The organism is Rhodococcus tukisamuensis NBRC 100609 (assembly GCF_001894985.1).
Classification (GTDB): Bacteria; Actinomycetota; Actinomycetes; order Mycobacteriales; family Mycobacteriaceae; genus Rhodococcus_G; species Rhodococcus_G tukisamuensis.
The window spans coordinates 284,017-306,175 of sequence record NZ_BCXG01000004.1 but is presented as its reverse complement, the minus strand read 5'-3'; the positions used below and the strand labels follow the sequence as shown (position 1 = coordinate 306,175).

Genomic DNA, 22,159 nt, shown 5'->3' with positions numbered 1-22,159 from the left:
TCGTCGGGCGGGTGGCTAGGTTGCCACCGGCCCCGCCACCACGGTCGGGGAGAGGGTGAGCAGGGTCTGCGATGTCGGCGGCGACGTCAGCTCCGCGACGGTGATGCCGTCGAGCGAGTCGTAGAACGCGTCCTGGGCGCGCCGCAGCGCGGTACGCAGGCGGCACGCGTTCCGCAGTGGGCAGGGGGTGTCGCCCTCGCAGGTGACGACCTCGCCGTCGCCCTCGAGCGCCCGGGTCAGCCAGCCGACCGAGGTGCGACGGGCGGCGTCGGTGATGGACAGTCCGCCGCCGCGACCGCGGCGGGCCTCGACCATGCCGAGTTCGCTCAGCCGCGCGACCACCTTCGCGGTGTGGGTGTAGGGGATGGACAGTTCGTCCGCCACCTGGCTGGTGGTCAGCCCGCCGCCGCCGGGGGCGACGGCGAGCCGCATCACGACTCGCAGCCCGAGATCGGTGAATCGCGTCAGCTGCACGGCACCGACCGTACCGAACGCGAAATACCCGCGCAATCGGCGGGCATTTCGGCGTCTGTACTGGTCAGGCGCGCGGTGACGGCAGCACCAGTTCGGTGTTGTGGTCGCCCGAGGCGCCCATCTCCTCCGGCTCCATGTGGATGTCGTTGAAGGACAGCTCGCGGTAGAGCGACGCCAGCCCGGTTGCCGAGAAGTCGCCGTGCGGGACCGAGTACGGGGCGTCCGACTCGATCAGCGTGGTGAGCAGCGAGACCGTCCCGTCGGCGTTGTCGACCACCTCGATGATCCGGGCGTGCTGCGGGAAGTCGATGTGCGAGGCGGTGTTGATCTCCCAGAAGCCCTGCGCCGGGGTCGGTCCGGGGCGGGGGGCGATCCGGTTCTCGTGGGTGTGGCCGTTGACCCAGGCCAGCACGTTCGGGAACCGGTTGAGCAGCTGGACCAGCTGGGCGCCCGTGTACCGGCGCTCGCCCGGGTTCTCCGGGTCGGGCGTGAGCTCGGCCATGGTGTCGCTGGTGTGGTGGCTGAAGAGCAGGAAGTAGGTGTCCGTGCGGGACTGGGTGACCGGCCGGCCGCCGTCGTCGAAGTAGCGGCTGCTCCCCGCCTGCAGGGTCTGCTCGATCCAGCGGAACTGGGCCTCGCCGAGCGCGCCGTCGACGCCTCCCGCGCGGCTGGTGGAGTCCATGCTGATGCCGACGACGCCGGGCGCGATCTCGAAGGAGTAGTAGCCGATGCCGGACTCGCCGGCGTCGGGGGCGAAGCCGTGGCCGACCGGGCCGGGGCCGGTGTTGGCCGGATCGAGGTGGGCCGCGATGAACTGCCGGGGCGTGAACGGTGCGCGGCTGGCGTCCGGGGTGACCACGCGGGGCGGGGTGGTGAGCGCACTGAGCAGGGCCGGGATGGCCGACGGATCGGAACTGGCGGCACTGCCGATGGCACGAGCCTGCTCCGAGTTCGGTGCCTCGATCTTGAGCGATCCCGTGTACATGTTCTCGAGCAGCGGGATCCCGTTGGGGAGGGTGCCGGAGATCGCGTCGTCGTGGTTGCCGAACACGCTGTACCAGGGGGTGCGCAGGCCCGGGCTGGTGACCGGCCGCAGGGCCGCGCCGAGCAGTCCGGGCATCTCCGGGAATCCGGCCTTCTTGTACATGTCCTGGATCGGCGACTCGGGGTTCCAGTACAGGTCCGCGCCGGAGTTCTGCACGCCCTCGTAACGGTCCGCGGCACCGGTGTTGGGGATGAAGGTGCCGCCGTTGAGCGCGGTGAGCAGCCAGCCGAGTTCGGCGTGCTCCTTGTTGTCGGTGTTGTCGCCGGTGGTCACGACCGCGTCGAACGGGCGCCCGGTGTGCGGGCCGCCCCGCAGGGAGTTGATCCGGGACACCAGGGACACCAGTCCCTGGGTGGTGAGCGTCTCGTGCGGGCGGAACGCCGACCCGGTGAACGGGTGCACGTACTCGAACCGCATCGGCGACTGGGCGTCGACCACGTGCAGGTCGGTCAGCTGGACGAAGGAGGCCAGCACCCGGCGGCGCTCCTCGCGCCCGGACTGTGCGCCCGCGAGTTCGCCGCGCACGATCATCGGCCAGCCCGGACCCGCGGTCAGGGCGCGGTAGCCGGATCCGCCGAGCGGGGTGGCCACGGCCTCGAGGGTCGTGCCTGCCAGGTACTCGGGGAGCGCGTCGGCGGCCGCGTACCAGGTTCCCCACGGCGCCCGGCCGAACGTTCCGAGGCCGACGGCGCCTGCGGCGCCCAGTCCGGCGAGCCCGAGAAATCCACGTCTGCTGATGTTTGCCACGGCGACGACTCTAGGTCACCTTCTCGTCACCCACGGTCTCTATGGGTGACTGGCTGATCGTGGCGCGGGCGGTCCGGTGGCGCCGCCTGCCCTTGAGCGCTGGCACTCGCATGTATAGAGTGCTAGTTGGCGCTGACCCAGCCTCGGCACCCGCGACGACGGGGCTCGGTGAGGGGCCGCTTGCGTGAAGAACAAAACCGACACGCCCGGGGAACAGCCCCGGGCGCAAGTACCCCTGAAAGTGGAGGGCTCATCGTGGCGAGCGTGAACATCAAGCCGCTCGAGGACAAGATCCTCGTCCAGGCCAACGAGGCCGAGACGACGACTGCCTCAGGCCTGGTCATCCCCGACACGGCCAAGGAGAAGCCCCAGGAGGGCACCGTCGTCGCCGTTGGCGAAGGCCGCGTGACCGACAAGGGCAACCGCATCCCGGTCGATGTCAAGGAAGGCGACACCGTCATCTACAGCAAGTACGGCGGAACCGAGATCAAGTACGCCGGTCAGGAGTACCTGATCCTGTCGGCACGCGACGTGCTGGCTGTCATCTCCAAGTAAGCCCACTCGCAGTCCGCCCCGGTGTCCCCTCTTCTCGGTGACCCCGGGGCGGATCGCGTTGACGGACCCTCCCGAGCCAGGAGCAGCTACGTACTATGTCCAAGCAGATTGAGTTCAACGAGAAGGCGCGTCGTGCGCTCGAGCGCGGCGTCGACCAGCTGGCCGACGCGGTCAAGGTGACCCTCGGCCCCCGCGGCCGGCACGTCGTCCTCGCCAAGGCCTTCGGCGGCCCGACCGTCACCAACGACGGCGTCTCCATCGCCCGTGAGATCGAGCTCGAGGATCCCTTCGAGAACCTCGGCGCCCAGCTCGTCAAGAGCGTCGCCACCAAGACCAACGACGTCGCCGGCGACGGCACCACCACCGCCACCGTGCTCGCGCAGGGCCTGGTCCGCGGCGGCCTGAAGAACGTCGCCGCAGGCGCCAACCCGATCTCCCTCGGGGCGGGCATCGCCCAGGGCGCCGACCTGGTCGTCGAGGCACTGCTCGCGGCCGCCACCCCGGTCGAGGGCAAGGCCGCCATCGCGCAGGTCGCCACCGTCTCCTCGCGTGACGCGGAGATCGGCGAGCTGGTCGGCGAGGCCATGACCCGGGTCGGCGTCGACGGCGTCGTCACGATCGAGGAGTCCTCGACCACGCAGACCGAGCTCGTCGTCACCGAGGGCGTGCAGTTCGACAAGGGCTACCTCTCGCCCTACTTCGTCACCGACGTCGACGCCCAGAAGGCGATCCTCGAGGACGCGCTGATCCTGCTCGTCCGCGACAAGATCAGCTCCCTGCCCGACGTCCTGCCGCTGCTCGAGAAGGTCGCCGAGTCCGGCAAGCCGCTCCTGATCATCGCCGAGGACGTCGAGGGCGAGGTGCTCTCCACGCTGGTGGTCAACGCCATCCGCAAGACGATCAAGGCGGTCGCGGTCAAGGCGCCGTTCTTCGGCGACCGCCGCAAGGCGTTCCTCGACGACCTCGCGGTCGTCACCGCGGGCACCGTCATCAACACCGACGTCGGGCTCTCCCTCAAGGAAGCCGGCCTCGAGCTGCTGGGCAACGCACGCCGCGTCGTGGTCACCAAGGACGAGACCACCATCGTCGACGGTGCGGGCACCGAGGCGGACATCGCCACCCGGGTCGGCCAGCTGCGCCGTGAGATCGAGAACTCCGACTCCGACTGGGATCGCGAGAAGCTCGAGGAGCGCCTCGCCAAGCTGGCCGGCGGCGTCGCGGTGATCAAGGTCGGCGCCGCCACCGAGACCGACCTCAAGGAGCGCAAGTTCCGGGTCGAGGACGCGGTCAACGCGGCCAAGGCCGCGGTCGAGGAGGGCATCGTCCCCGGCGGCGGTTCCGCGCTGGTGCAGGCCGGTCAGGGCCTCGCCGCCCTTGCCGCGTCGCTCACCGGCGACGAGGCGACCGGTGTCGAGGTCCTGCGGGTCGCGCTGAGCACGCCGCTGTTCTGGATCGCCACCAACGCCGGCGTCGACGGGTCCGTCGTGGTCAGCAAGGTCGCCGAGGCGCCCAAGGGTCATGGCTTCAACGCCGCGACCCTCACCTACGGCGACCTGCTCGCCGACGGTGTGGTGGACCCGGTGAAGGTGACCCGTTCCGCGGTCGTCAACGCCGTCTCCGTCGCGCGGATGGTGCTCACCACCGAGAGCGCCGTCGTGGAGAAGCCTGTCGACGCGGTCGAGGACCACGGGCACGGCCACAGCCACTAGGCGCGCTCGAACGTCACACGCGTTGTCGTGACACACACGAAGGCCCCCGGACGGAAATTCGTCCGGGGGCCTTCGCATCGGCCGGTCCTCACGTCACACCGCGATGCGGTGGCGGCCGCGACGGGCGTGCATCTCCCGTTCGGCTTCCGACATGCCGCCCCAGATCCCGTACGGCTCGCTGACGCTGAGGGCGTGGCTGCGGCACTGCGCGAGCACGGGGCACCGGTGGCACATCTCCTTGGCTCGCGTCTCGCGCTGTGCTCGGGCCCGGCCGCGTTCCCCGTCCGGGTGGAAGAACATCGAGGAGTCGACTCCGCGGCAGAGTCCGTGCATCTGCCAGTCCCAGATATCGGCGTTGGGGCCGGGGAGGTGATTCGGCTGCGGCATGTCATCTCCTAAGGTCGCGTATTCAATTCCCTTCGCAACGTTAGAGGTGTGACGGAAATGGAGTCAATACTTTCGTGAGTGGCGATTTCCATAGCGCGGCAGCACGAAATTAACATTCCGTTCATCGACATCGACACCGAATTGTGATTCGGGCGGCTGCGATTCGATCCACGGTTGGCCGCGGACAGCCTGTGCCTGGAACTGAATATAGTGGTCAGGTCCTATTCGTGCACGGCGTGGCGCAGCCCGCGCGGTCGGAGAATCCGGATCATTGAACAGCAATCCTTATGCTGAATGTACTGAATGTAAATGAGAGGAAAACTATAGACAGGTCCGGCGTGAATGGGTATGTGAGAGCGCGGCGGCGAATTGTCCCACTCGTCCGCCGCGGGACGCCTTGTCTGCCGGCGGGTGGTGGGGGACCGGGCCGCGGGACCTACTCTTACGCCGTGCCTCCCCTCCTCGCCGACCAGTCCGACGCCACCCAGTCCGATGCCGCCCCGGGGGTGGGCCTGCTGGCCGCTGCCGCCTTCGGCCCGCGGCCGGGGACGCGGGAACTGCCGCAGGCGGAGACCGCCGAGGGGCACTGGCTGCGGGCGGTCGCCCTCGGCGGGCAGGGTCGTTACGCCGCGGCGCACACCGAACTGAACCGGGTTGCCGCCGGCCGGCCGGATCCCGTGGTGTCGTCGCTGGCGTCGAGCACCGAGGCGTCGCTGCTGCGTCAGCTCGGTTGGCACCGACTCGCGTCCGGGTTCGACGGCCGGGCGCTGGGTGTGCTCGGATCGGCCGCGGACCCGGCCGGGGTGAGCGGCCGGGCGGCCCGCGCCGACGCGCTGACCGGACTGGCCGCCGACGTCCTCGGCTGCGGCCGGTTGGACCTCGGTTTCCGGTTGCTGGCGCGGTGCGCCGAACTCCTCGACGCCGGTGACCCGCGGTTGTGGCGCCAGCAGATCCGGTTGAACTGGGTCACCGCCGAGATGTCCCTGGCGTCCGGTGACCCCGACCGCGGCCACCGGCACGCGGGGCTGGCCGTCGAACTGGCGCGGGACACAGACTCGGTGCGCCACCAGGTCAAGTCGAAGCTGCTGCTGGCCGCCGCGGTCAGCGCCGGGCCGGATCCCGCGGCGGCCGCCGCGCCCGCCGCGGAAATTGTCGAAAGCTGTGCCGAACACGGGCTGGTTCCGCTGCGGTGGGCGGCCGCGATGCTGCTCAACGGCGTGCAGCCGAGCCCGGAGGCGGCCGGGGTCCGGGACGCGTGTCGACGCCAGATCCGTGACTGGGGTGGGCGATTCAGAAACCCGTGAGGGTCTGTCGCTATCCTTCGACTATTCCACCGCCAGGTGGGAACGCCCCGTGTGGGCGTCCCTGTAACGCCAGGACGATCTCTCACGATGACTACTACGAGCGAGGAATTGGACTCGGCAGTCGCTGCGGCAGCGCAGGGCGACCGGGTTGCCCTGGCTCGAGTGTTGGAGACAGTCCGACCCATGGTCGTGCGTTACTGCCGGTCACGGGTCGGAGTCGCGGAAAGAGGACAGCTTTCCGCGGACGACGTGGCGCAGGAGGTGTGCCTGGCTGTGATGACCGCGCTTCCGCGGTACCGAGATCAGGGCAGGCCCTTCATGGCCTTCGTGTACGGGATTGCCGCACACAAGGTCGCCGACGCGCATCGCAACGCCGGACGTAACAAGGCGGAGTCGATGGCAGAGGTGCCCGACGTCGTCTCGACCGAGGAAGGACCGGAGAAGCTCGCGCTCGACTCGGAGACCGGCCGGCAGATGAAGACGCTGTTGGCGACGCTCTCCGAGAAGCATCGGGAGATCATCATTCTCCGGTTGGTGGTCGGGCTGTCCGCCGAAGAAACGGCCGCCGCGGTGGGGAGTACCGCGGGTGCCGTCCGAGTTGCCCAACACCGGGCGCTCACGAAACTCAAAACCGAAGTAGCGAAAGCGGGTGAGATGTATGGCTAGGGGGAGCAAGCACGGCGAAGACGACCGGCGGGCGGATCAATACTCCACGTCCGATGCCGATCTCGCCCGAGGCGCGACGCCGACCGCCGATGATCCGGCCGACGTCGACGCATCGACGCCGTTCGACCTGGCGGAAGTCCAACGCGACGACGCCCTGCTCGACGCGCTCTCGGGCGGCCGCTCAGTGGCCACCGGCAGCCCCGAGGAGAGCGAGCTCGCGGCGTTGCTGGCCGACTGGCGGGCCGAGATCCTCGCGCCGGCGATGCCGGCCGAGCCGACCCTCGACCGGGTGGTCGCGGCAGTCGACCACCAACTCTCCGGTGCGGGTCGCCACGGTCGTCGTGGCCTCCGGTTGCTGCGTCCGATCGCGGGTGCGGCCGCCGCCGTGGCCGTCGTGATGGCCGGTCTCACCGTCTTCTCGTACAACGCCGTGCCCGGTGATCCGCTGTGGAAGGTCAAGGAGGTCGTGTTCACCGAGCGCGCGAACTCGACCGTCGCCAGCATCGACACCACCATGAATCTCGAGGAAGCCGAGCGGCTGATCAAGGCCGGCGACTCGACAGCGGCGGTCCAACTGCTGCAGTCGGCGGGCAAGCGGGTCACGGATGTCAACGAGTCCGACAAGCGGGACGCGCTGACCGCCCGGATGGACAAGCTGATGGCCGATGCCGCAAAGAGCGGCGCCCCGACCAGCCCGGTGACCACCACTCCCGGTGAGAGTGCCGCGGCCGGTGTCACCACCACGGCGCCGGCTCCGCCCGTCACCACGGTGCCCGGCGTGCCGGCGACCACGGTGCCGCCGGGGCCCACCGAACTGCCGGTGGTCCCGAGCGTGCCGCCGGTGACGTCGGAGCCGACCACGCCGGCGCCGTCCCCGTCCCCGTCTCCGTCCCCCCAGCCGTCCCCTTCGCCCTCGCCGACGCCCAAGCCGGGACCGGGCGAACCGCAGACCGGGGTGCCCAGCGCGACGACGACCCCGCCGCCGCCCGCCTCGACGACGGTCGAGACGCCGAGGGATCTGACTTCACCCGCGACCAGCTAGCCGCACCGGCGGCGGTCGTGGCAACACCGGCGCGGACAGCGCTCAACGCAGACGAACGGCCCGACAAGATGACTTGTCGGGCCGTTCGTCTGTGTTCGGTCTAGAGGTCGAAGCCGTCGCCGTGCAGCGCCTCGTTCATCGACGCGTCCGCGTAGCCGCGGCAGTAGTCCCAGGTGACATAGGCCTCGGGGACTGGGTCGTAGGCCGGCTCGTGCGGGCGGACCGTGCCGTCGACCAGCAGCTGGAGCAGGTTGGCTCGCAGCATGTCCCAGTCGTGGTAGTGGTCCTGCTGGCAGTCGTCGCAGCACACGACCAGACCGCGGATGCCGCGGTGGCCGAGCAGTGCCTCGTAGACGGCGAGGTCGGCGAGGTCCTCCTCGACGGCCAGTCGCTCCTGGGCGTCGAGGGGCTGACCGGGCTCGATCGCGTCGAGCGCGGCGGAGGGGTCTGCAGGGTCACCGGCAAACGGATCCGGCGGCAGACCGGGGGGCAGTTGATCACGCACAGCACCACGGTACGCAGGCCGAGTGGGTCTGCGCCACCCGTCACACTCACCACGTTCGCCCGCAGGTGAGTGCAGCCGATACCATGGTGTCCGGGCTGAGGGAAGAATCCGCCCCCAGTCGAGCGTTCTTCCCCTCGTCCGAGCACTCCCGCCGCATTCGCGCCCACGAGGGTCACGAGCCCCCGATGTGGTGCCGCCCCACAGTTCCAGGAAAGGTCCCGAGCCGTATGAGTACATCCGGAGGACACGTGCGCACCGGCGGAGATCGCCCGGACAAGGTGGCGATGCTGGGTCTCACGTTCGACGACGTGCTGCTGCTGCCCGCCGCGTCGGACGTCATCCCGAGCCAGGTCGACACCTCCAGCCAGCTGACCCGCGAGATCCGCCTCCGTGTCCCGCTGGTGAGTTCCGCGATGGACACGGTCACCGAGGCCCGGATGGCGATCGCGATGGCGCGCGCCGGCGGCATGGGCGTGCTGCACCGCAACCTCTCGGCCGAGGCCCAGGCCGGCCAGATCGAGACCGTCAAGCGTTCCGACGCGGGCATGATCACCGACCCGGTCACCTGCAAGCCGACCGACACCATCGCCGAGGTCGACGCGCAGTGCGCGCGCTTCCGGATCTCCGGACTGCCGGTCACCGACGACGCCGGCCAGCTGGTCGGCATCATCACCAACCGCGACATGCGGTTCGAGGTGGACCAGAACCGCGCGGTCTCCGAGGTCATGACCAAGGCGCCCCTGATCACCGCCCGTGAGGGCGTCACCGCGGAGGCCGCGCTCGGCCTGCTGCGTCGGCACAAGCTCGAGAAGCTGCCGATCGTTGACGGCCAGGGCAAGTTGACCGGTCTGATCACGGTCAAGGACTTCGTCAAGACCGAACAGCACCCGAACGCCACCAAGGACCGCGACGGCCGGCTGCTGGTCGGTGCCGCGGTCGGCGTCGGTGACGACTCCTGGGCCCGCGCGATGATGCTGACCGACGCGGGCGTCGACGTGCTCGTGGTCGACAGCGCACACGGTCACTCCATCAACGTGCTCGAGATGATCACCAAGATCAAGGCCGAGGTCGGCGACCGGGTGCAGATCATCGGCGGCAACGTCGCGACCCGCGCCGGTGCTCTGGCGCTGGTCGAGGCGGGTGCCGACGCCGTCAAGGTGGGCGTCGGGCCTGGCTCCATCTGCACCACCCGGGTCATCGCCGGTGTCGGCGCGCCTCAGATCACCGCGATCCTCGAGGCCGTCGCCGCGTGCAAGCCGCTGGGTGTGCCGGTCATCGCGGACGGTGGCCTGCAGTTCTCCGGCGACATCGCGAAGGCCCTCGCGGCCGGTGCGTCGACGGCCATGCTCGGCTCGCTGCTGGCGGGCACCGCCGAGTCCCCGGGCGAGCTGATCCTGGTCGGCGGCAAGCAGTTCAAGAGCTACCGCGGCATGGGCTCGCTCGGCGCGATGCAGAGCCGCGGCCAGGCCAAGTCCTACTCCAAGGACCGCTACTTCCAGGACGACGTGCTGTCCGAGGACAAGCTGGTCCCCGAGGGCATCGAGGGCCGGGTGCCGTTCCGCGGCCCGCTCTCCCAGGTCACCCACCAGCTCACCGGCGGGCTGCGCGCCGCGATGGGTTACGCCGGCGCGTCGACCATCGAGGAGCTGCAGGAAGCGCAGTTCGTGCAGATCACCGCGGCGGGCCTCAAGGAGAGCCACCCGCACGACATCACCATGACTGTCGAGGCGCCGAACTACGTCGCGCGCTGACCGCGGACGCGTAAGTTCCCGCCTGATCCAGGCAACCATCAGCCACATCGAAGAAAGGGGCGCGCGTGCGCGACCTCGTTGAGATCGGCATGGGCCGCACGGCCCGTCGCACCTATGAGCTGGACGACATCGACATCGTCCCCTCCCGGCGGACACGTTCGTCCAAGGAGGTGTCGACGGCCTGGCAGCTCGACGCGTACCGCTTCGACATCCCGGTGCTCGCCCACCCGACCGACGCGCTGGTCTCGCCGGCGTTCGCGATCGAGCTGGGCAAGCGCGGCGGCCTCGGCGTGATCAACGGTGAGGGGCTGTGGGGTCGGCATGCCGACGTCGAGGCCAAGATCGCCGAGCTGGTGCAGATCGCCGAGTCCGACGTCGATGCCGACGCGCCGATCGCCAAGCTGCAGGAGCTGCACGCCGCCCCGATCCAGCCGGAGCTGCTCGCGGCCGCGGTCGCGCAGGTGCGGGCCGCGGGCGTGACCGTCGCGGTCCGGGTCAGCCCGCAGAACGCGCGCGCGCTGACCCCGGCACTGGTGAAGGCCGGCATCGACCTGCTCGTCATCCACGGCACGATCATCTCGGCCGAGCACGTCGCGAACGGCGACGAACCGCTGAACCTGAAGACGTTCATCGCCGAGCTGGACGTCCCGGTTGTCGCGGGCGGCGTCAGCGACCACCGCACCGCCCTGCACCTGATGCGGACCGGTGCGGCCGGCGTCATCGTCGGGTACGGCTCGACCGCGGGCGCCACCACCACCGGCGAGGTGCTCGGCATCGGCGTCCCGATGGCGACGGCGATCGCCGACGCCGCGGCCGCCCGCCGCGACTACCTCGACGAGACCGGCGGACGCTACGTCCACGTGATCGCCGACGGCGACATCAGCACCTCCGGGGACCTGGCCAAGGCCATCGCCTGCGGCGCGGACGCCGCGGTGCTCGGTGCCCCGCTGGCCGTGGCCGCCGAGGCGCCGGGCGGCGGCTGGTACTGGCCGTCCGCGGCCGCGCACCCCTCGATGCCGCGCGGCGCCATGCTGCCGGTCTCGTTCGGCGACCGGCCCAGCCTGGACCAGGTGCTCACCGGCCCGTCCGACGACCCGTACGGGTCGCTGAACCTGGTCGGCGGACTGCGTCGCTCGATGGCCAAGTCCGGGTACTCCGACCTCAAGGAGTTCCAGAAGGTCGGGCTGACCGTCCGGGCCTGACCCGCTCCGCCGAACGCTTTCCACGCCGTTACCGATACCTGGCGTTACAGTCAGTCGACCCCCTGTGGCTCCGGTCACAGGGGGTCGGTGCATACTGGCGAGTAACAACTCTTCGTTCACGGTGGAGGTCTCCATGGGCAAGCGCGCGACGGACTTCGATGTCCTGGTCATCGGTTCCGGATTCGGTGGCAGCGTCACCGCGCTCCGGCTGGTGGAGAAGGGGTACCGGGTCGGCATCCTCGAGGCGGGTCGGCGGTACGCCGACGCCGACTTCGCGAAGACCAGTTGGGACCTCAAGCGGTTCCTGTGGGCGCCGGCACTGGGCTGCTACGGCATCCAGCGCGTGCACCTGCTGCGCGACGTCCTGATCCTCGCCGGGGCGGGGGTCGGCGGCGGCTCGCTGAACTACGCGAACACGCTCTACAAGCCGCCCGCGTCGTTCTTCCAGGACCCGCAGTGGCGCGACATCACCGACTGGCACGACGAGCTCAGCCCGTACTACGAGCAGGCGCAGAAGATGCTCGGCGTGGTCCGCAACCCGCACATGACGCCCGCGGACGAGGTGATCAAGTCGGTGGCCGAGGACATGGGCGTCGGCGACACGTTCATCCAGACCCCGGTCGGTGTGTTCTTCGGCGAACCGGGCAAGACCGTCGAGGACCCGTACTTCGGCGGCGTCGGCCCGGCGCGGACCGGCTGCATCGAGTGCGGCGAGTGCATGACCGGCTGCCGGCACGGCGCCAAGAACACCCTGCTCAAGAACTACCTCGGCCTGGCGGAGAAGGCGGGCGCGCAGATCGTCCCGATGACCACCGTGACCGGGCTGTTCGAGGCCTCGGACGGCACCTGGGACGTGGCCACCCGCCGCACCGGCGCCAAGGTGCGCAAGAACAACAAGACCTACACCGCGCAGCACGTCGTGGTCGCCGCCGGCACCTGGGGCACCCAGCACCTGCTGCACAAGATGAAGGACACCGGTGCGTTGCCGAGGCTGTCCGACCACCTCGGTGAGCTCACCCGCACCAACTCCGAGTCCATCGTCGGCGCGGGCAGGCGCGACGTCGACCCGGCCATGGACCTGACCCGGGGCGTGGCGATCACCTCCTCGTTCCACCCGACCGCGGACACCCACATCGAGCCGGTCCGCTACGGCAAGGGTTCCAACGCGATGGGGCTGCTGCAGACCCTGATGACCGACGGCGGCGGCACCACCCCGCGCTGGGTGAAGTTCCTCGGCGTCGTCGCGAAGAACCCGATGCAGATGCTGCGCATGCTCACGGTGAGGAACTGGAGCGAGCGCACCATCATCGCCCTGGTCATGCAGAACCTGGACAACTCGATCACCACGTACACCAAGCGCGGCGTGTTCGGGCGCAGGGTCACCAGCAGGCAGGGCCACGGCGAGCCGAACCCGACGTGGATCCCGGCCGGCAACGACGCCACCCGACGGATCGCGGACAAGATCGACGGCGTCGCGGGCGGCACCTGGGGCGAGATCTTCAACATCCCGCTCACCGCGCACTTCCTCGGCGGCTGCGCGATCGGCGCCGACCCGAGTCGCGGCGTCATCGACCCGTACCACCGGGTGTACGGCTACCCGACGCTGAGCGTGGTGGACGGGGCCTCGGTGTCGGCCAACCTCGGGGTGAACCCGTCGCTGACCATCAGCGCGCAGGCCGAGCGGGCCGCGTCGCTGTGGCCGAACAAGGGCGAGCAGGACAGCCGGCCCGCCCAGGGCGAGGCCTACCGACGGATCAGCCCGGTGGCGCCGAACAGCCCCGTGGTGCCCGCGTCCTCACCGGCGGCCCTGGTGCTGCCGATCGTCGAGGTGCGCACGGGCAAGGCCGCGAAGGCGTCCGACGTAGCCTGAGTGGGCCGCCGCGGGGAGGCGGAGGGCCTGCTCCGCGGGGGTGTGGGCGGGGGAGTCCGGGCGCTGACTAGACTGATCGGCGTGGCAGACACCCAGCACTCCGGCTCCTCCCAGCAGCATCCCGTTCTCGTCGTCGACTTCGGGGCGCAGTACGCGCAGCTGATCGCTCGCCGGGTACGGGAGGCCAACGTCTACTCGGAGGTGGTCCCGCATACGGCGACCGTCGAGGAGATCGTGGCCCGTCGTCCCGCGGCGGTGATCCTGTCCGGCGGCCCGTCCAGCGTGTACGACGACGGCGCACCGCAGCTCGACGCCCGGCTGTTCGACCATGACATCCCGGTGTTCGGCATCTGCTACGGATTCCAGGCGATGGCCGGTGCGCTCGGCGGCACCGTCACCCACACCGGCACCCGTGAGTACGGCCGCACCCAGCTGAGCGTGGACGGCGGCCTCCTCCACGAGGGCCTGCCCGAGCTGCAGCCGGTGTGGATGAGCCACGGCGACGCCGTGACCGACGCCCCGGAGGGCTTCGAGGTGACCGCGACCAGCGCGGGCGCCCCCGTCGCCGCCTTCGAGAACCGGGCCAAGCGCCTGGCCGGCGTCCAGTACCACCCCGAGGTGCTGCACTCCCCGCACGGGCAGCACGTGCTCAGCCGCTTCCTCCGCGAGATCGCGGGCATCGCACCGACCTGGACCGCGGCCAACATCGCCGAGGACCTGATCGAGCGGGTTCGCGAGCAGGTCGGCGACGGCCAGGCGATCTGCGGGCTGTCCGGCGGCGTCGACTCCGCGGTGGCCGCGGCCCTCGTGCAGCGCGCGATCGGCGACAAGCTCACCTGCGTTTTCGTCGACCACGGGCTGCTGCGCGCGGGTGAGCGCGAGCAGGTCCAGCAGGACTTCGTCGCGGCCACCGGCGCCAAGCTGATCACCGTCGACGCGGTCGACACCTTCCTCGGCGAGCTGGACGGCGTGTCCGACCCCGAGACCAAGCGCAAGATCATCGGCCGCGAGTTCATCCGCAGCTTCGAGGGCGCGGTGTCCGAGGTGCTCGGCGAGAGCGCCGCGCACGGCGACACCGTCGACTTCCTGGTCCAGGGCACCCTGTACCCGGACGTCGTCGAGTCCGGCGGCGGCACCGGCACCGCGAACATCAAGAGCCACCACAACGTCGGTGGCCTGCCGGAGGACCTGCAGTTCAAGCTGGTCGAGCCGCTGCGCCTGCTGTTCAAGGACGAGGTCCGCGCGGTCGGCCGGGCGCTGGGGCTGCCCGAGGAGATCGTGTCGCGTCAGCCGTTCCCCGGTCCGGGTCTCGCGATCCGCATCGTCGGCAGCGTGAACCAGGAGCGGCTCACGCTGCTGCGTCAGGCCGACGCCATCGCCCGCGAGGAACTCACGGCGGCGGGCCTGGACGGCCAGATCTGGCAGTGCCCCGTGGTGCTGCTCGCCGACGTGCGCAGCGTCGGTGTGCAGGGCGACGGCCGCACCTACGGCCACCCGATCGTGCTGCGTCCCGTCTCCAGCGAGGACGCCATGACGGCGGACTGGACGCGTCTGCCCTACGACGTGCTCGAGCGCATCTCCACCCGGATCACCAACGAGGTGCCGGACGTCAACCGCGTCGTGCTCGACGTGACGAGCAAGCCGCCGGGAACCATCGAGTGGGAGTGATCCTCGGGACCCGGCGGGACGCGTAGGCGCCCGCCGGGTTTCCGGCTTTCCGGGGCCGAATCCCGGATTCACAGTCAACTGCCAGGTCGGCGACGCCGAAATTGGTGTTGACTGGTATTACAACGTCGCAGACCGTTCATGCGACGAAAGACATTCCCGAAGCCGGTGAAGTGACCCCTGGCTCGGAGCGCTCGCCCCCGCACCTCGCACACGGGGTAGACGACGAAACTCCTCACCCGCGGCCACTTCCCCGGCAGCGCACGAGGAGGGTGTGGCGATGAACGAGAAGATCGGAACGCGTGGATCGCGTCTCGCCGGCCTGGCGGTCGCGGCTGCGATGGTCCTGGTCCCCATGACGGTTGCGGCAGGTCCCGCCGCGGCGAACCCGGTCGCGCCGGTGCCGGTGGTCCAGGTGAACGGGCACGGGCACGGGCACGGGCACGGCAACCGGGACTGGAACAACAGTTGGAACCGGGACTGGAACAACAGTTGGAACCGGGACTGGAACAACAACGAGAATCAGAACTGGAACTGGAACTGGAACCAGGGTTTGCCGCAGCCGTTCGGCGGGCTCTTCGGCAGTTGAGCCGCGCGGTGACGGTCAGCGCCCGGCGGGGCCGCGGCTGTCGAGGTAGAGGTAGCCACCGACCAGCAGCGCCATGCCGACCAGTCCGGCGCCCACCGGTGCGGCACACGCGATCGCGGTGATCACGGTCGCGGTGGCCAGCACCAGCGCGGTGACCTTGGACTCGCCGCCTGTGCCGTCGCCGAGCAGGGTCTCGCCCATCGAGCGGGTCTCGTCGGGGGTGCGCATCAACAGCCAGGCGGCCAGGTAGACCGGGACGCCGGCGCCGGCGAGCAGCAGTGATGCCAGGAAGGCCAGCCGGACCGCCCACGCGTCCACGCCGAGTCGTCGGGCGACGCCGGAGCAGACGCCGGCGGCCATGCCCTCGGCGGGTAGTCGCTGCGGAAGGTTCTGGAGGAAAGAGCTTTTCGTGCTGCTGGGGCCGAATTCGGGGAAGGGGATCTGGTTCTCGCTCATGACGTCCATGCTCGTCGCAGGGAGGCGCTCGGCGCCATCGGGAAGCACCCGGATCTTTGCCGCCCGCGTCTCAGGGTGCGGTCTCGGGGTGCCGGTCAGAGCGTGGCCAGGCCGGCCGGGTCGACGTCGGGATCCGCGCGCCCGCAGAGTGCGGTGGCCACCCACAGCGAGCGGGTCGCGTTGCCGGGCAGGCCGGATTCGAGGTAGTCGAGGTGGTTCTCGACCTCCCGCGCGACCGACCAGCGCCGGGCCAGGTCCCGGTCGAGCCCGGCCGCCTCGGACAGCGCGTCGCAGCGGGTCCGCAATGACTCGGCGCCGCCGCCCAGCTCGCCGAGGCGGTTCCAGAGCATCGGCGCCACCGCGAACTCGGCGACCCCGAGGAGGGGCTTGGGGTCGATGGCCCGCCACCGCGTGCCGTCGGGGGTGGCGAGGATGTTCTCGAAATGCAGGTCGGTGTGTATCAGAGCTGGGTTGCTTTGTGCTGAAACAGGATCGCCGCACGCCGCCTCCCGGCACACGGCCAGCGCCTCGTCGAGCAGCCAGGACGGGCCGGGCCGGCCGAGACGGTCCCACCGCTCGGGCAGCTCGCGCTGCCAGCGCCTCGCCAGGTCGGTCAGCGAGTCGAACGCATGCGGTCCGGCGGGTACGGGACCGGACATCTCGCGGACCAGCTCGCCCCACACCCGGATCGCCTGCGGGACCGGCACTTCCCGCAGTAGTCGGGTGTTGTCCAGGCGTTCGAGCAGGGTCACCTGGCGCGCTGGGTCCGCCCGTAGCACCCGCACCGCGCCGCGGCCCGCCCACACGGTCAGCGCCGCGGCCTCGTGCGCCGACTCGGGGGACGGGTAGGAGATCTTCAACGCGGCGGCGGTGCCGTCGGGCAGGCGGACCGGGATCACGATCCCGACGTAACCGTGCCAGACGTGGTTGCCGTCCCTGACCAGGCGCCACGCGGCGAGGTAGCGGTCGGCGAGGCCCGGGAGGCGACCCAGCCAGTCGTCGGCGTCGTCGGCGTGGCTGCGCAGGTTCGTGCGGAAGCCGTCGGGGATCGCGAGCACTACTTCTTCTGGCGTCCCGGCGCGAACACCAGCACCAGCCCGACCGCGACCGCCGCGAGCACGATCATCCAGCGGAACTGAGCGCCGCCGAGGGACTGGAAGTGCTCCGGCCCGATGAGCGACCATGCGCTCACCATCAGCGCGACCAGTCCGGCGAGCAGCAGTCCCGCGGCGGGGCGTCGGCCGGTCGCCTGCCTGGTGTTGCCGCCCTCGGGGGCGTCGTCGTCTACGTTCTGGTACTCAGCCACGATCCACCGTCAAATCTCCGACCTTGCCGGTCAGGTTAAGGGTCAGTACCGGTCCGCCGATGCCGTCGGCGCCGCCGTCGATGCCCTCGGGCAGGCACATCACGTCCCCGAGCGCCATGCTGCAGTGATTCCGGACGTCCATGTTCGGGGGCACCAGCACGGTGAAGCTGCCGACGCCCAGGTCGATGTCGACCGTCCTGTCCTTGGTGAGGGTGACGCCGCCGAGGTCGAGGGTGAAGTCGCCGACCTGTCCGGAGTACCGGGACTCGAGCTGATCTGCGGAGGTGAACTGCCACGTCCGGGTGCCCACGTTCTGGCTGTTCCAGTCGACCGGGCCGATCAGCGATGCCAGCACCACGAAGCCGATCAATGGCCCGGTGACCACGAGCAGGCCGTAGCCGCGGCGCAGGAACGCGCCGACGACGAGGCCGACACCGATCACCGCGAGCGCCACCGCGCCGAGCTGGCCGGCGGAGAGCCACTGGGTACCGGTCGCGGCGCCGACCGCCCAGGCGGCGACGGTGACCAGGATGGCGATCCCGAGCACGGTGGAGGTGAGCCGGGACTTCGGCGGCGCCGGTACCGCCGGCGGCGGTGGGGGCGTCGGCTCGGGCAGGTCCCAGGCGAAGGGTGCGACGCCGAGCGGGTCCCAGGACGGCGGCGTCGGTTCGGGACCGAACGGCGACGCCGGTGTGGAGGGTGCCTCCGGTGCGGACGGCGCGTCCGGCGTCGCAGCGCCGCCGTGCCCTACCGCGTCGTCGACGCGGGGTGCGGGGTCGGGCGCGGCAGGGGCGCCGGCCTCGGGCGCGGGCGGAGCGGGCGGCGTGGCCTTGAAGCCGGGCGTCGGCTCGTAGGTCTTGGGCAGCGTCGCGTACGCCCCCGGGGCGGTGTACCCGCCGAACCAGGACGGGTACCCGGTGCCGGGGTAGCCGCTGGCCGGCGGCGCCGCGAAGGCGTCCGGGACCACCCCGGCCGGCAGCGGCGGCGGCACCGGCCTGCGCTGGTGCAGCAGCCACAGCCCGCCGAGCATCAGCGCCAGGCTGACCAGCCCGGAACCGCCGAGACCGACGCCGACCGGGCCGAGGGTGCTCATCGCGATGACCAGTGCCACCGCCAGCACCACCGTCCGGGTGCCGGACTCCGAGCTGTGGCCCCGGCCGACCAGCGACTCCGCGGCCGAGGCCTGGTCGCCGGCCCGCGGCAGCAGCAGCCAGCAGGCGAGGTAGAGGACGATGCCGACGCCGCCGAAGATGGTGGACACCGCGAACGCTACCCGCACCAGCACCGGGTCCACTCCGTACCGGTGGCCGATGCCGGCGGCGACACCGGCGAGCGGGCCCCGGCTCGGCAGGCGCACCGGCCGGGTACGCCACAACTCCTGCAGTTGTTCGGGGAAGCTCGGATTGCTCATGCGACCATCGTGGCCCGGCGGGCCCGGCGGCGCATCGGGACAAACCCTGATCTTTGCCGGCGTCCGCGGGGCCGAGAGGGGCGGGGGAGATCAGGGTCCACCCTGATGCGCCGGGGCGTCGCCACGTGTCACCATCGACGGTGTGCAGCCCCTCTTCCGTGACTACCCACCGGACCCGGCCCTCATTCCCCGGCTCGAGCGCCGGGCAGGTGGCCGGGTGGTCGGCGGCGTCGCGGGCGGGATTGCCGACCACCTCGGCGTCGACGTCCTCAAGGTTCGGCTGGCGTTCGTGTTCCTGGGCGTGCTCGCCGGTGCGGGCATCGTCGCGTACGGACTGCTGTGGATCTTCACCCCCGCGGGCACGGACACCGAGCGGCCCAGTCCCACCGAGCACCGGCGCGCGTTGGGGCTGGCGGTCATCGGCCTCGCCCTGTCGGCGGGGCTGACCTGGCTGCTGAGCGGAACCGCCGCCTCGGTGATCGCGCCGGTGATCGTGGTCGCGATCGGCGCGGCGTTCGTGTGGCGGGAGTTCGACTCCGACGGGCCGCGGTCGGCGATCGGGCTGCCGCAGCGGCCCACGGTGCTCACCTGGGCGCGGGTGCTCGGCGGCGCCACCCTCATCGTGTTCGGGCTCGGCGTGGTGGTGCTCGCGCGCGTCGACCTGGAGTCGCTGCGCTCGTCGTTGCTGGCGGTGGTGGTCACGTTGATCGGGGCCGGGCTGCTGACCGTGCCGCTCTGGCTGCGGATGTGGCGGGCCCTGGGCGAGGAACGCAGCGCCCGGATCCGGAACGAGGAGCGCGAGGAGATCGCCTCGCACCTGCACGACTCGGTGCTGCAGACACTGGCGCTGATCCAGAAGCAGGCGGACCGGCCGCAGGAGGTCATGCGGTTGGCCCGCGGTCAGGAACGGGAGCTGCGCAAGTGGCTCTTCGACGGCGGGGACGCCGCGCACGCCAGCCTGGCCGAGGCGTTGCGCACCATCGCGGGCGAGGTCGAGGACCAGCACGGCATGACGGTGCGGCCTGTGACGGTGGGGGACGTGCGTCTCGACGTGGACGAGGCCGAGTCGGGTCTGTCCAAGGAGAGTTTCACCGCACTGCTCGGTGCCACTCGCGAGGCGCTGGTCAACGCGGCCAAGCACTCCGGCGAGACCAACGTCGACCTGTTCGCCGAGGCGGAGGCCGACGAGGTGAATGTGTTCGTGCGTGACCGCGGTACCGGGTTCGACCCCTCCGCGGTGCCGGAGGACCGACAGGGTCTGACGAAGTCGATCCGGGCACGGGTGGAGCGCCGGGGCGGGCAGGTCGAGGTGCACTCGGCCCCCGGACGCGGAACGGAGATCCGGATTCGGATGCCCCGCAACGGGAACGGGAGCGGGACAGGCGCCGCGGCAGAGCCGGTCCAGGAGGACGACGCGACCGTCATAGAGTGGTCACAACAGTCGACGAGGCCCCCTGCCGATCCCGTCCACGCCCACCCCAGCACAGAGGAGCAGCCCAGGTGACATCCGCCGGAACCGTGTACCGCGTCTTCCTTGTCGACGACCATGCCGTGTTCCGGTCCGGGGTGCGCGCCGAACTCGGCTCGGAGTCGGACATCGAGGTGGTCGGCGAGGCGGGCGCGGTCGCGGAGGCGATCGCGGGGATCAACGCGTCCGCACCGGACGTGGTGCTCCTCGACGTGCACATGCCGGACGGTGGTGGGGTCGCGGTACTCGGCGGGATCGCGCCGGGCCCGGTGTGCCTGGCGCTCAGCGTGTCCGACGCCGCGGAGGACGTCATCGCGGTGATCCGGGCGGGCGCGCGCGGGTACGTCACGAAGACCATCTCGGGCGCGGAACTCGCGGACGGGGTGCGCCGGGTGGCCGGGGGTGACGCGGTGTTCGGCCCGAGGCTGGCCGGCTTCGTTCTCGACTCGTTCACCGGGCGGTCGACGGCGCCGGAGCCGCCGCTGGACCCGGAACTGGACTCGCTCACGCCGCGGGAACTCGAGGTGCTGCGACTGCTGGCGCGTGGCTACACCTACCGCGAGATCGCCGAGACCCTGGTGATCTCGATCAAGACGGTGGAGACGCACGCATCCAACGTGCTGCGAAAGACCCAGCAGTCCAACCGGAATGCGCTCACCCGGTGGGCGCACCGGCGTCGGATCGAGTGACGGCGACCTCACCAGGTGCGGCGAGCCAAGACGATTCGCCAGGTGGTGCCGGGGTGGGTCACATCCGGGTCAGCGCGAGGATCACCACGGCGACGACGGCGAGCGCGACGCACAGCAGCACGATGGCGACGGCCATCGGGACGGCCGAGTGGGCCGGCGCCGGGGCCGGCGCCACCGGCAGGTGGCCGGGGGCCTCGGGCACCCGGGGTCCGGGGCGGGGCACCCGGTCCAGCGGGACGCTCTGGTGCGCGGCGGGCAGTCCGGTGACGGTGCTAGACGGCAGGCGGTTCGCGCGCCGGACCGGCCCGCTGGCCGCCGACCGCCGCGCCCAGAACGGCACCGTGCCGTCCGGTTCGAGCAGGGGTGCGTCGAGGACGTAGCCGATGCTGCCGCCGCTGCCCGCGGCGATGTGGGCCAGCAGGTCCCGGGCCTGCGCCATGGTGGGGCGCCGTGCCGGGTCGGGTTCGAGCATTAGCAGCAGTGCGTCGGTGAGGTCGCCGCTGTGCACCGGCCGCATGATCTCTGCCTTGGCGACCTTGTGCAGCAGGGCGATCGAGTTCTCGTCGATGCCGAACGGGGGCTGCCCTTCGGTGGCGGTGTACAGCGTGGCGCCGAGCGAGAACACGTCGGAGGCCTCGGTGGGGTCCTCGCCGCGGGCGACCTCCGGCGCGAAGTAGGCGGGGGTGCCGGTGATCACCCCGGTCTGGGTCACGTGCGGGTCGCCCTTGGCGCGGGAGATGCCGAAGTCGCTGATCTTCACGGTGCCCGCGGCGCGGCCGCGGTCGGCGATCAGGATGTTGCCGGGCTTGATGTCGCGGTGCACGATGCCGGCGGCGTGGGCCTGGGACAGCGCGTCCGCCACCTGGGCGCCGATCTGGGCGACCTGCAGCGGCGGCAGGGCCTCGGTCACGTTGAGGGCCTGCGCCAGGCTGCGCGAGGGCAGGTACTCCATGACCAGCCAGGGCTCACCGCCCTCGAGGGCCACGTCGTACATGGCGATGGAATGGTCGTGGGAGAGCCGGGCCGCGATCCGGCCCTCGCGCATCGCGCGGGCGCGGACGTCGCGGGCGGCTTCCTCGGTGAGTCCGGCGGTGGAGATGACCTGCTTGATGGCGACCTCGCGGTCGAGCAGGGTGTCGCGGGCGAGCCAGACCGAACCCATCCCGCCGCCGCCGAGCTTGGCGCTCAGGCGGTACCGACCGGCCACCAGGTAGTCCGGTCCGACGATCCGCTGCTCCCGCTCCTGCTCCTGCTCCGCCACACCGTGAGGGTAGTGGACGTTGCCGACGGTGCAGCCAGTCCGAACGGTGAGCTGCGT

At 70.9% G+C, this 22,159-nt stretch carries 21 protein-coding genes; 12 read left to right on the top strand and 9 right to left on the bottom strand.

The window, feature by feature from the left end:
- Positions 1–15 precede the first annotated feature (15 nt).
- Both RT2_RS06825 and RT2_RS06820 read right to left on the bottom strand, forming a co-directional pair.
- Complete coding sequence (locus RT2_RS06825) at positions 16–474, bottom strand: RrF2 family transcriptional regulator (RefSeq protein WP_072843824.1); 459 nt, start codon at positions 472–474, stop codon at positions 16–18.
- Between the two features lie 64 nt (positions 475–538).
- Positions 539–2,266: a TIGR03767 family metallophosphoesterase gene (locus tag RT2_RS06820; protein ID WP_072843763.1), complete on the bottom strand. Its 1,728-nt coding sequence runs from the start codon at positions 2,264–2,266 to the stop codon at positions 539–541.
- Positions 2,267–2,521: 255 nt separating this feature from the next.
- Between RT2_RS06820 and groES the strand changes: the two genes are divergently transcribed.
- A complete protein-coding gene (groES, locus tag RT2_RS06815) occupies positions 2,522–2,821 on the top strand; it encodes a co-chaperone GroES (protein ID WP_027501788.1) in 300 nt (99 codons plus the stop codon).
- A 95-nt stretch (positions 2,822–2,916) separates the two neighbouring features.
- Complete coding sequence (groL, locus tag RT2_RS06810; protein ID WP_072843762.1) at positions 2,917–4,530, top strand: chaperonin GroEL; 1,614 nt, start codon at positions 2,917–2,919, stop codon at positions 4,528–4,530.
- Positions 4,531–4,623: 93 nt separating this feature from the next.
- Here the strand turns inward: groL and RT2_RS06805 are convergent, their stop codons facing one another.
- Positions 4,624–4,917 (bottom strand): WhiB family transcriptional regulator, encoded by a 294-nt coding sequence (locus RT2_RS06805; protein ID WP_072843761.1) that lies wholly within the window; start codon positions 4,915–4,917, stop codon positions 4,624–4,626.
- 449 nt (positions 4,918–5,366) lie between these two features.
- On the opposite strand from RT2_RS06805, the gene RT2_RS06800 reads away from it, so the two are divergent.
- The 3 genes from RT2_RS06800 (at position 5,367) to RT2_RS06790 (ending at position 7,929) form a co-directional block, all read left to right on the top strand.
- Positions 5,367–6,221 (top strand): hypothetical protein, encoded by an 855-nt coding sequence (locus RT2_RS06800; protein ID WP_175478208.1) that lies wholly within the window; start codon positions 5,367–5,369, stop codon positions 6,219–6,221.
- 87 nt (positions 6,222–6,308) lie between these two features.
- Positions 6,309–6,887, top strand: a complete 579-nt coding sequence (locus tag RT2_RS06795; protein ID WP_072843760.1) for a sigma-70 family RNA polymerase sigma factor — start codon at positions 6,309–6,311, stop codon at positions 6,885–6,887.
- On the top strand, positions 6,880–7,929 hold the full coding sequence (locus RT2_RS06790; protein ID WP_083577125.1) for an anti-sigma-D factor RsdA: 1,050 nt from the start codon (positions 6,880–6,882) through the stop codon (positions 7,927–7,929). The genes RT2_RS06795 and RT2_RS06790 overlap by 8 nt, the downstream gene beginning before the upstream one ends.
- Positions 7,930–8,029: 100 nt before the next feature.
- Here RT2_RS06790 and RT2_RS06785 read toward each other — a convergent pair whose 3' ends face one another.
- Positions 8,030–8,434: a DUF5319 domain-containing protein gene (locus RT2_RS06785; protein WP_072843759.1), complete on the bottom strand. Its 405-nt coding sequence runs from the start codon at positions 8,432–8,434 to the stop codon at positions 8,030–8,032.
- A 227-nt stretch (positions 8,435–8,661) separates the two neighbouring features.
- Between RT2_RS06785 and guaB the strand changes: the two genes are divergently transcribed.
- The 5 genes from guaB to RT2_RS25760 all read left to right on the top strand — a co-directional run bounded on the left by guaB (position 8,662) and on the right by RT2_RS25760 (position 15,511).
- Complete coding sequence (gene guaB, locus RT2_RS06780) at positions 8,662–10,185, top strand: IMP dehydrogenase (RefSeq protein WP_072843758.1); 1,524 nt, start codon at positions 8,662–8,664, stop codon at positions 10,183–10,185.
- Between the two features lie 65 nt (positions 10,186–10,250).
- Complete coding sequence (locus tag RT2_RS06775; protein ID WP_072843757.1) at positions 10,251–11,387, top strand: GuaB3 family IMP dehydrogenase-related protein; 1,137 nt, start codon at positions 10,251–10,253, stop codon at positions 11,385–11,387.
- 133 nt (positions 11,388–11,520) lie between these two features.
- The gene (locus tag RT2_RS06770) at positions 11,521–13,257 is read left to right on the top strand and encodes an FAD-dependent oxidoreductase (RefSeq protein ID WP_072843821.1); all 1,737 of its coding nucleotides are present in this window, start codon (positions 11,521–11,523) and stop codon (positions 13,255–13,257) included.
- A gap of 81 nt (positions 13,258–13,338) precedes the next feature.
- A complete protein-coding gene (guaA, locus tag RT2_RS06765; protein ID WP_072843756.1) occupies positions 13,339–14,925 on the top strand; it encodes a glutamine-hydrolyzing GMP synthase in 1,587 nt (528 codons plus the stop codon).
- Positions 14,926–15,202: 277 nt separating this feature from the next.
- Positions 15,203–15,511, top strand: a complete 309-nt coding sequence (locus RT2_RS25760) for a hypothetical protein (RefSeq protein ID WP_169888191.1) — start codon at positions 15,203–15,205, stop codon at positions 15,509–15,511.
- A 15-nt stretch (positions 15,512–15,526) separates the two neighbouring features.
- Here RT2_RS25760 and RT2_RS06755 read toward each other — a convergent pair whose 3' ends face one another.
- The 4 genes from RT2_RS06755 to RT2_RS06740 all read right to left on the bottom strand — a co-directional run bounded on the left by RT2_RS06755 (position 15,527) and on the right by RT2_RS06740 (position 18,684).
- Entirely contained in the window at positions 15,527–15,967 is a 441-nt protein-coding gene (locus RT2_RS06755; RefSeq protein ID WP_169888188.1) for a PspC domain-containing protein, read from the bottom strand.
- A gap of 95 nt (positions 15,968–16,062) precedes the next feature.
- Positions 16,063–17,025, bottom strand: coding sequence for an aminoglycoside phosphotransferase family protein (locus RT2_RS06750; RefSeq protein ID WP_072843753.1), 963 nt, complete (start codon positions 17,023–17,025; stop codon positions 16,063–16,065).
- Complete coding sequence (locus RT2_RS06745) at positions 17,025–17,273, bottom strand: hypothetical protein (protein WP_072843752.1); 249 nt, start codon at positions 17,271–17,273, stop codon at positions 17,025–17,027. Before RT2_RS06745 ends, RT2_RS06750 begins: the two co-directional genes overlap by 1 nt.
- Positions 17,266–18,684 (bottom strand): PspC domain-containing protein, encoded by a 1,419-nt coding sequence (locus tag RT2_RS06740; RefSeq protein ID WP_072843751.1) that lies wholly within the window; start codon positions 18,682–18,684, stop codon positions 17,266–17,268. The genes RT2_RS06745 and RT2_RS06740 overlap by 8 nt, the downstream gene beginning before the upstream one ends.
- 142 nt (positions 18,685–18,826) lie before the next feature.
- On the opposite strand from RT2_RS06740, the gene RT2_RS06735 reads away from it, so the two are divergent.
- Complete coding sequence (locus RT2_RS06735) at positions 18,827–20,188, top strand: ATP-binding protein (protein ID WP_072843750.1); 1,362 nt, start codon at positions 18,827–18,829, stop codon at positions 20,186–20,188.
- Positions 20,185–20,841 (top strand): response regulator, encoded by a 657-nt coding sequence (locus RT2_RS06730; protein ID WP_072843749.1) that lies wholly within the window; start codon positions 20,185–20,187, stop codon positions 20,839–20,841. Before RT2_RS06735 ends, RT2_RS06730 begins: the two co-directional genes overlap by 4 nt.
- Before the next feature lie 58 nt (positions 20,842–20,899).
- On the opposite strand, the gene RT2_RS06725 is transcribed toward RT2_RS06730, so the two are convergent.
- On the bottom strand, positions 20,900–22,102 hold the full coding sequence (locus RT2_RS06725) for a serine/threonine-protein kinase (protein ID WP_072843748.1): 1,203 nt from the start codon (positions 22,100–22,102) through the stop codon (positions 20,900–20,902).
- Positions 22,103–22,159: the final 57 nt, after the last annotated feature.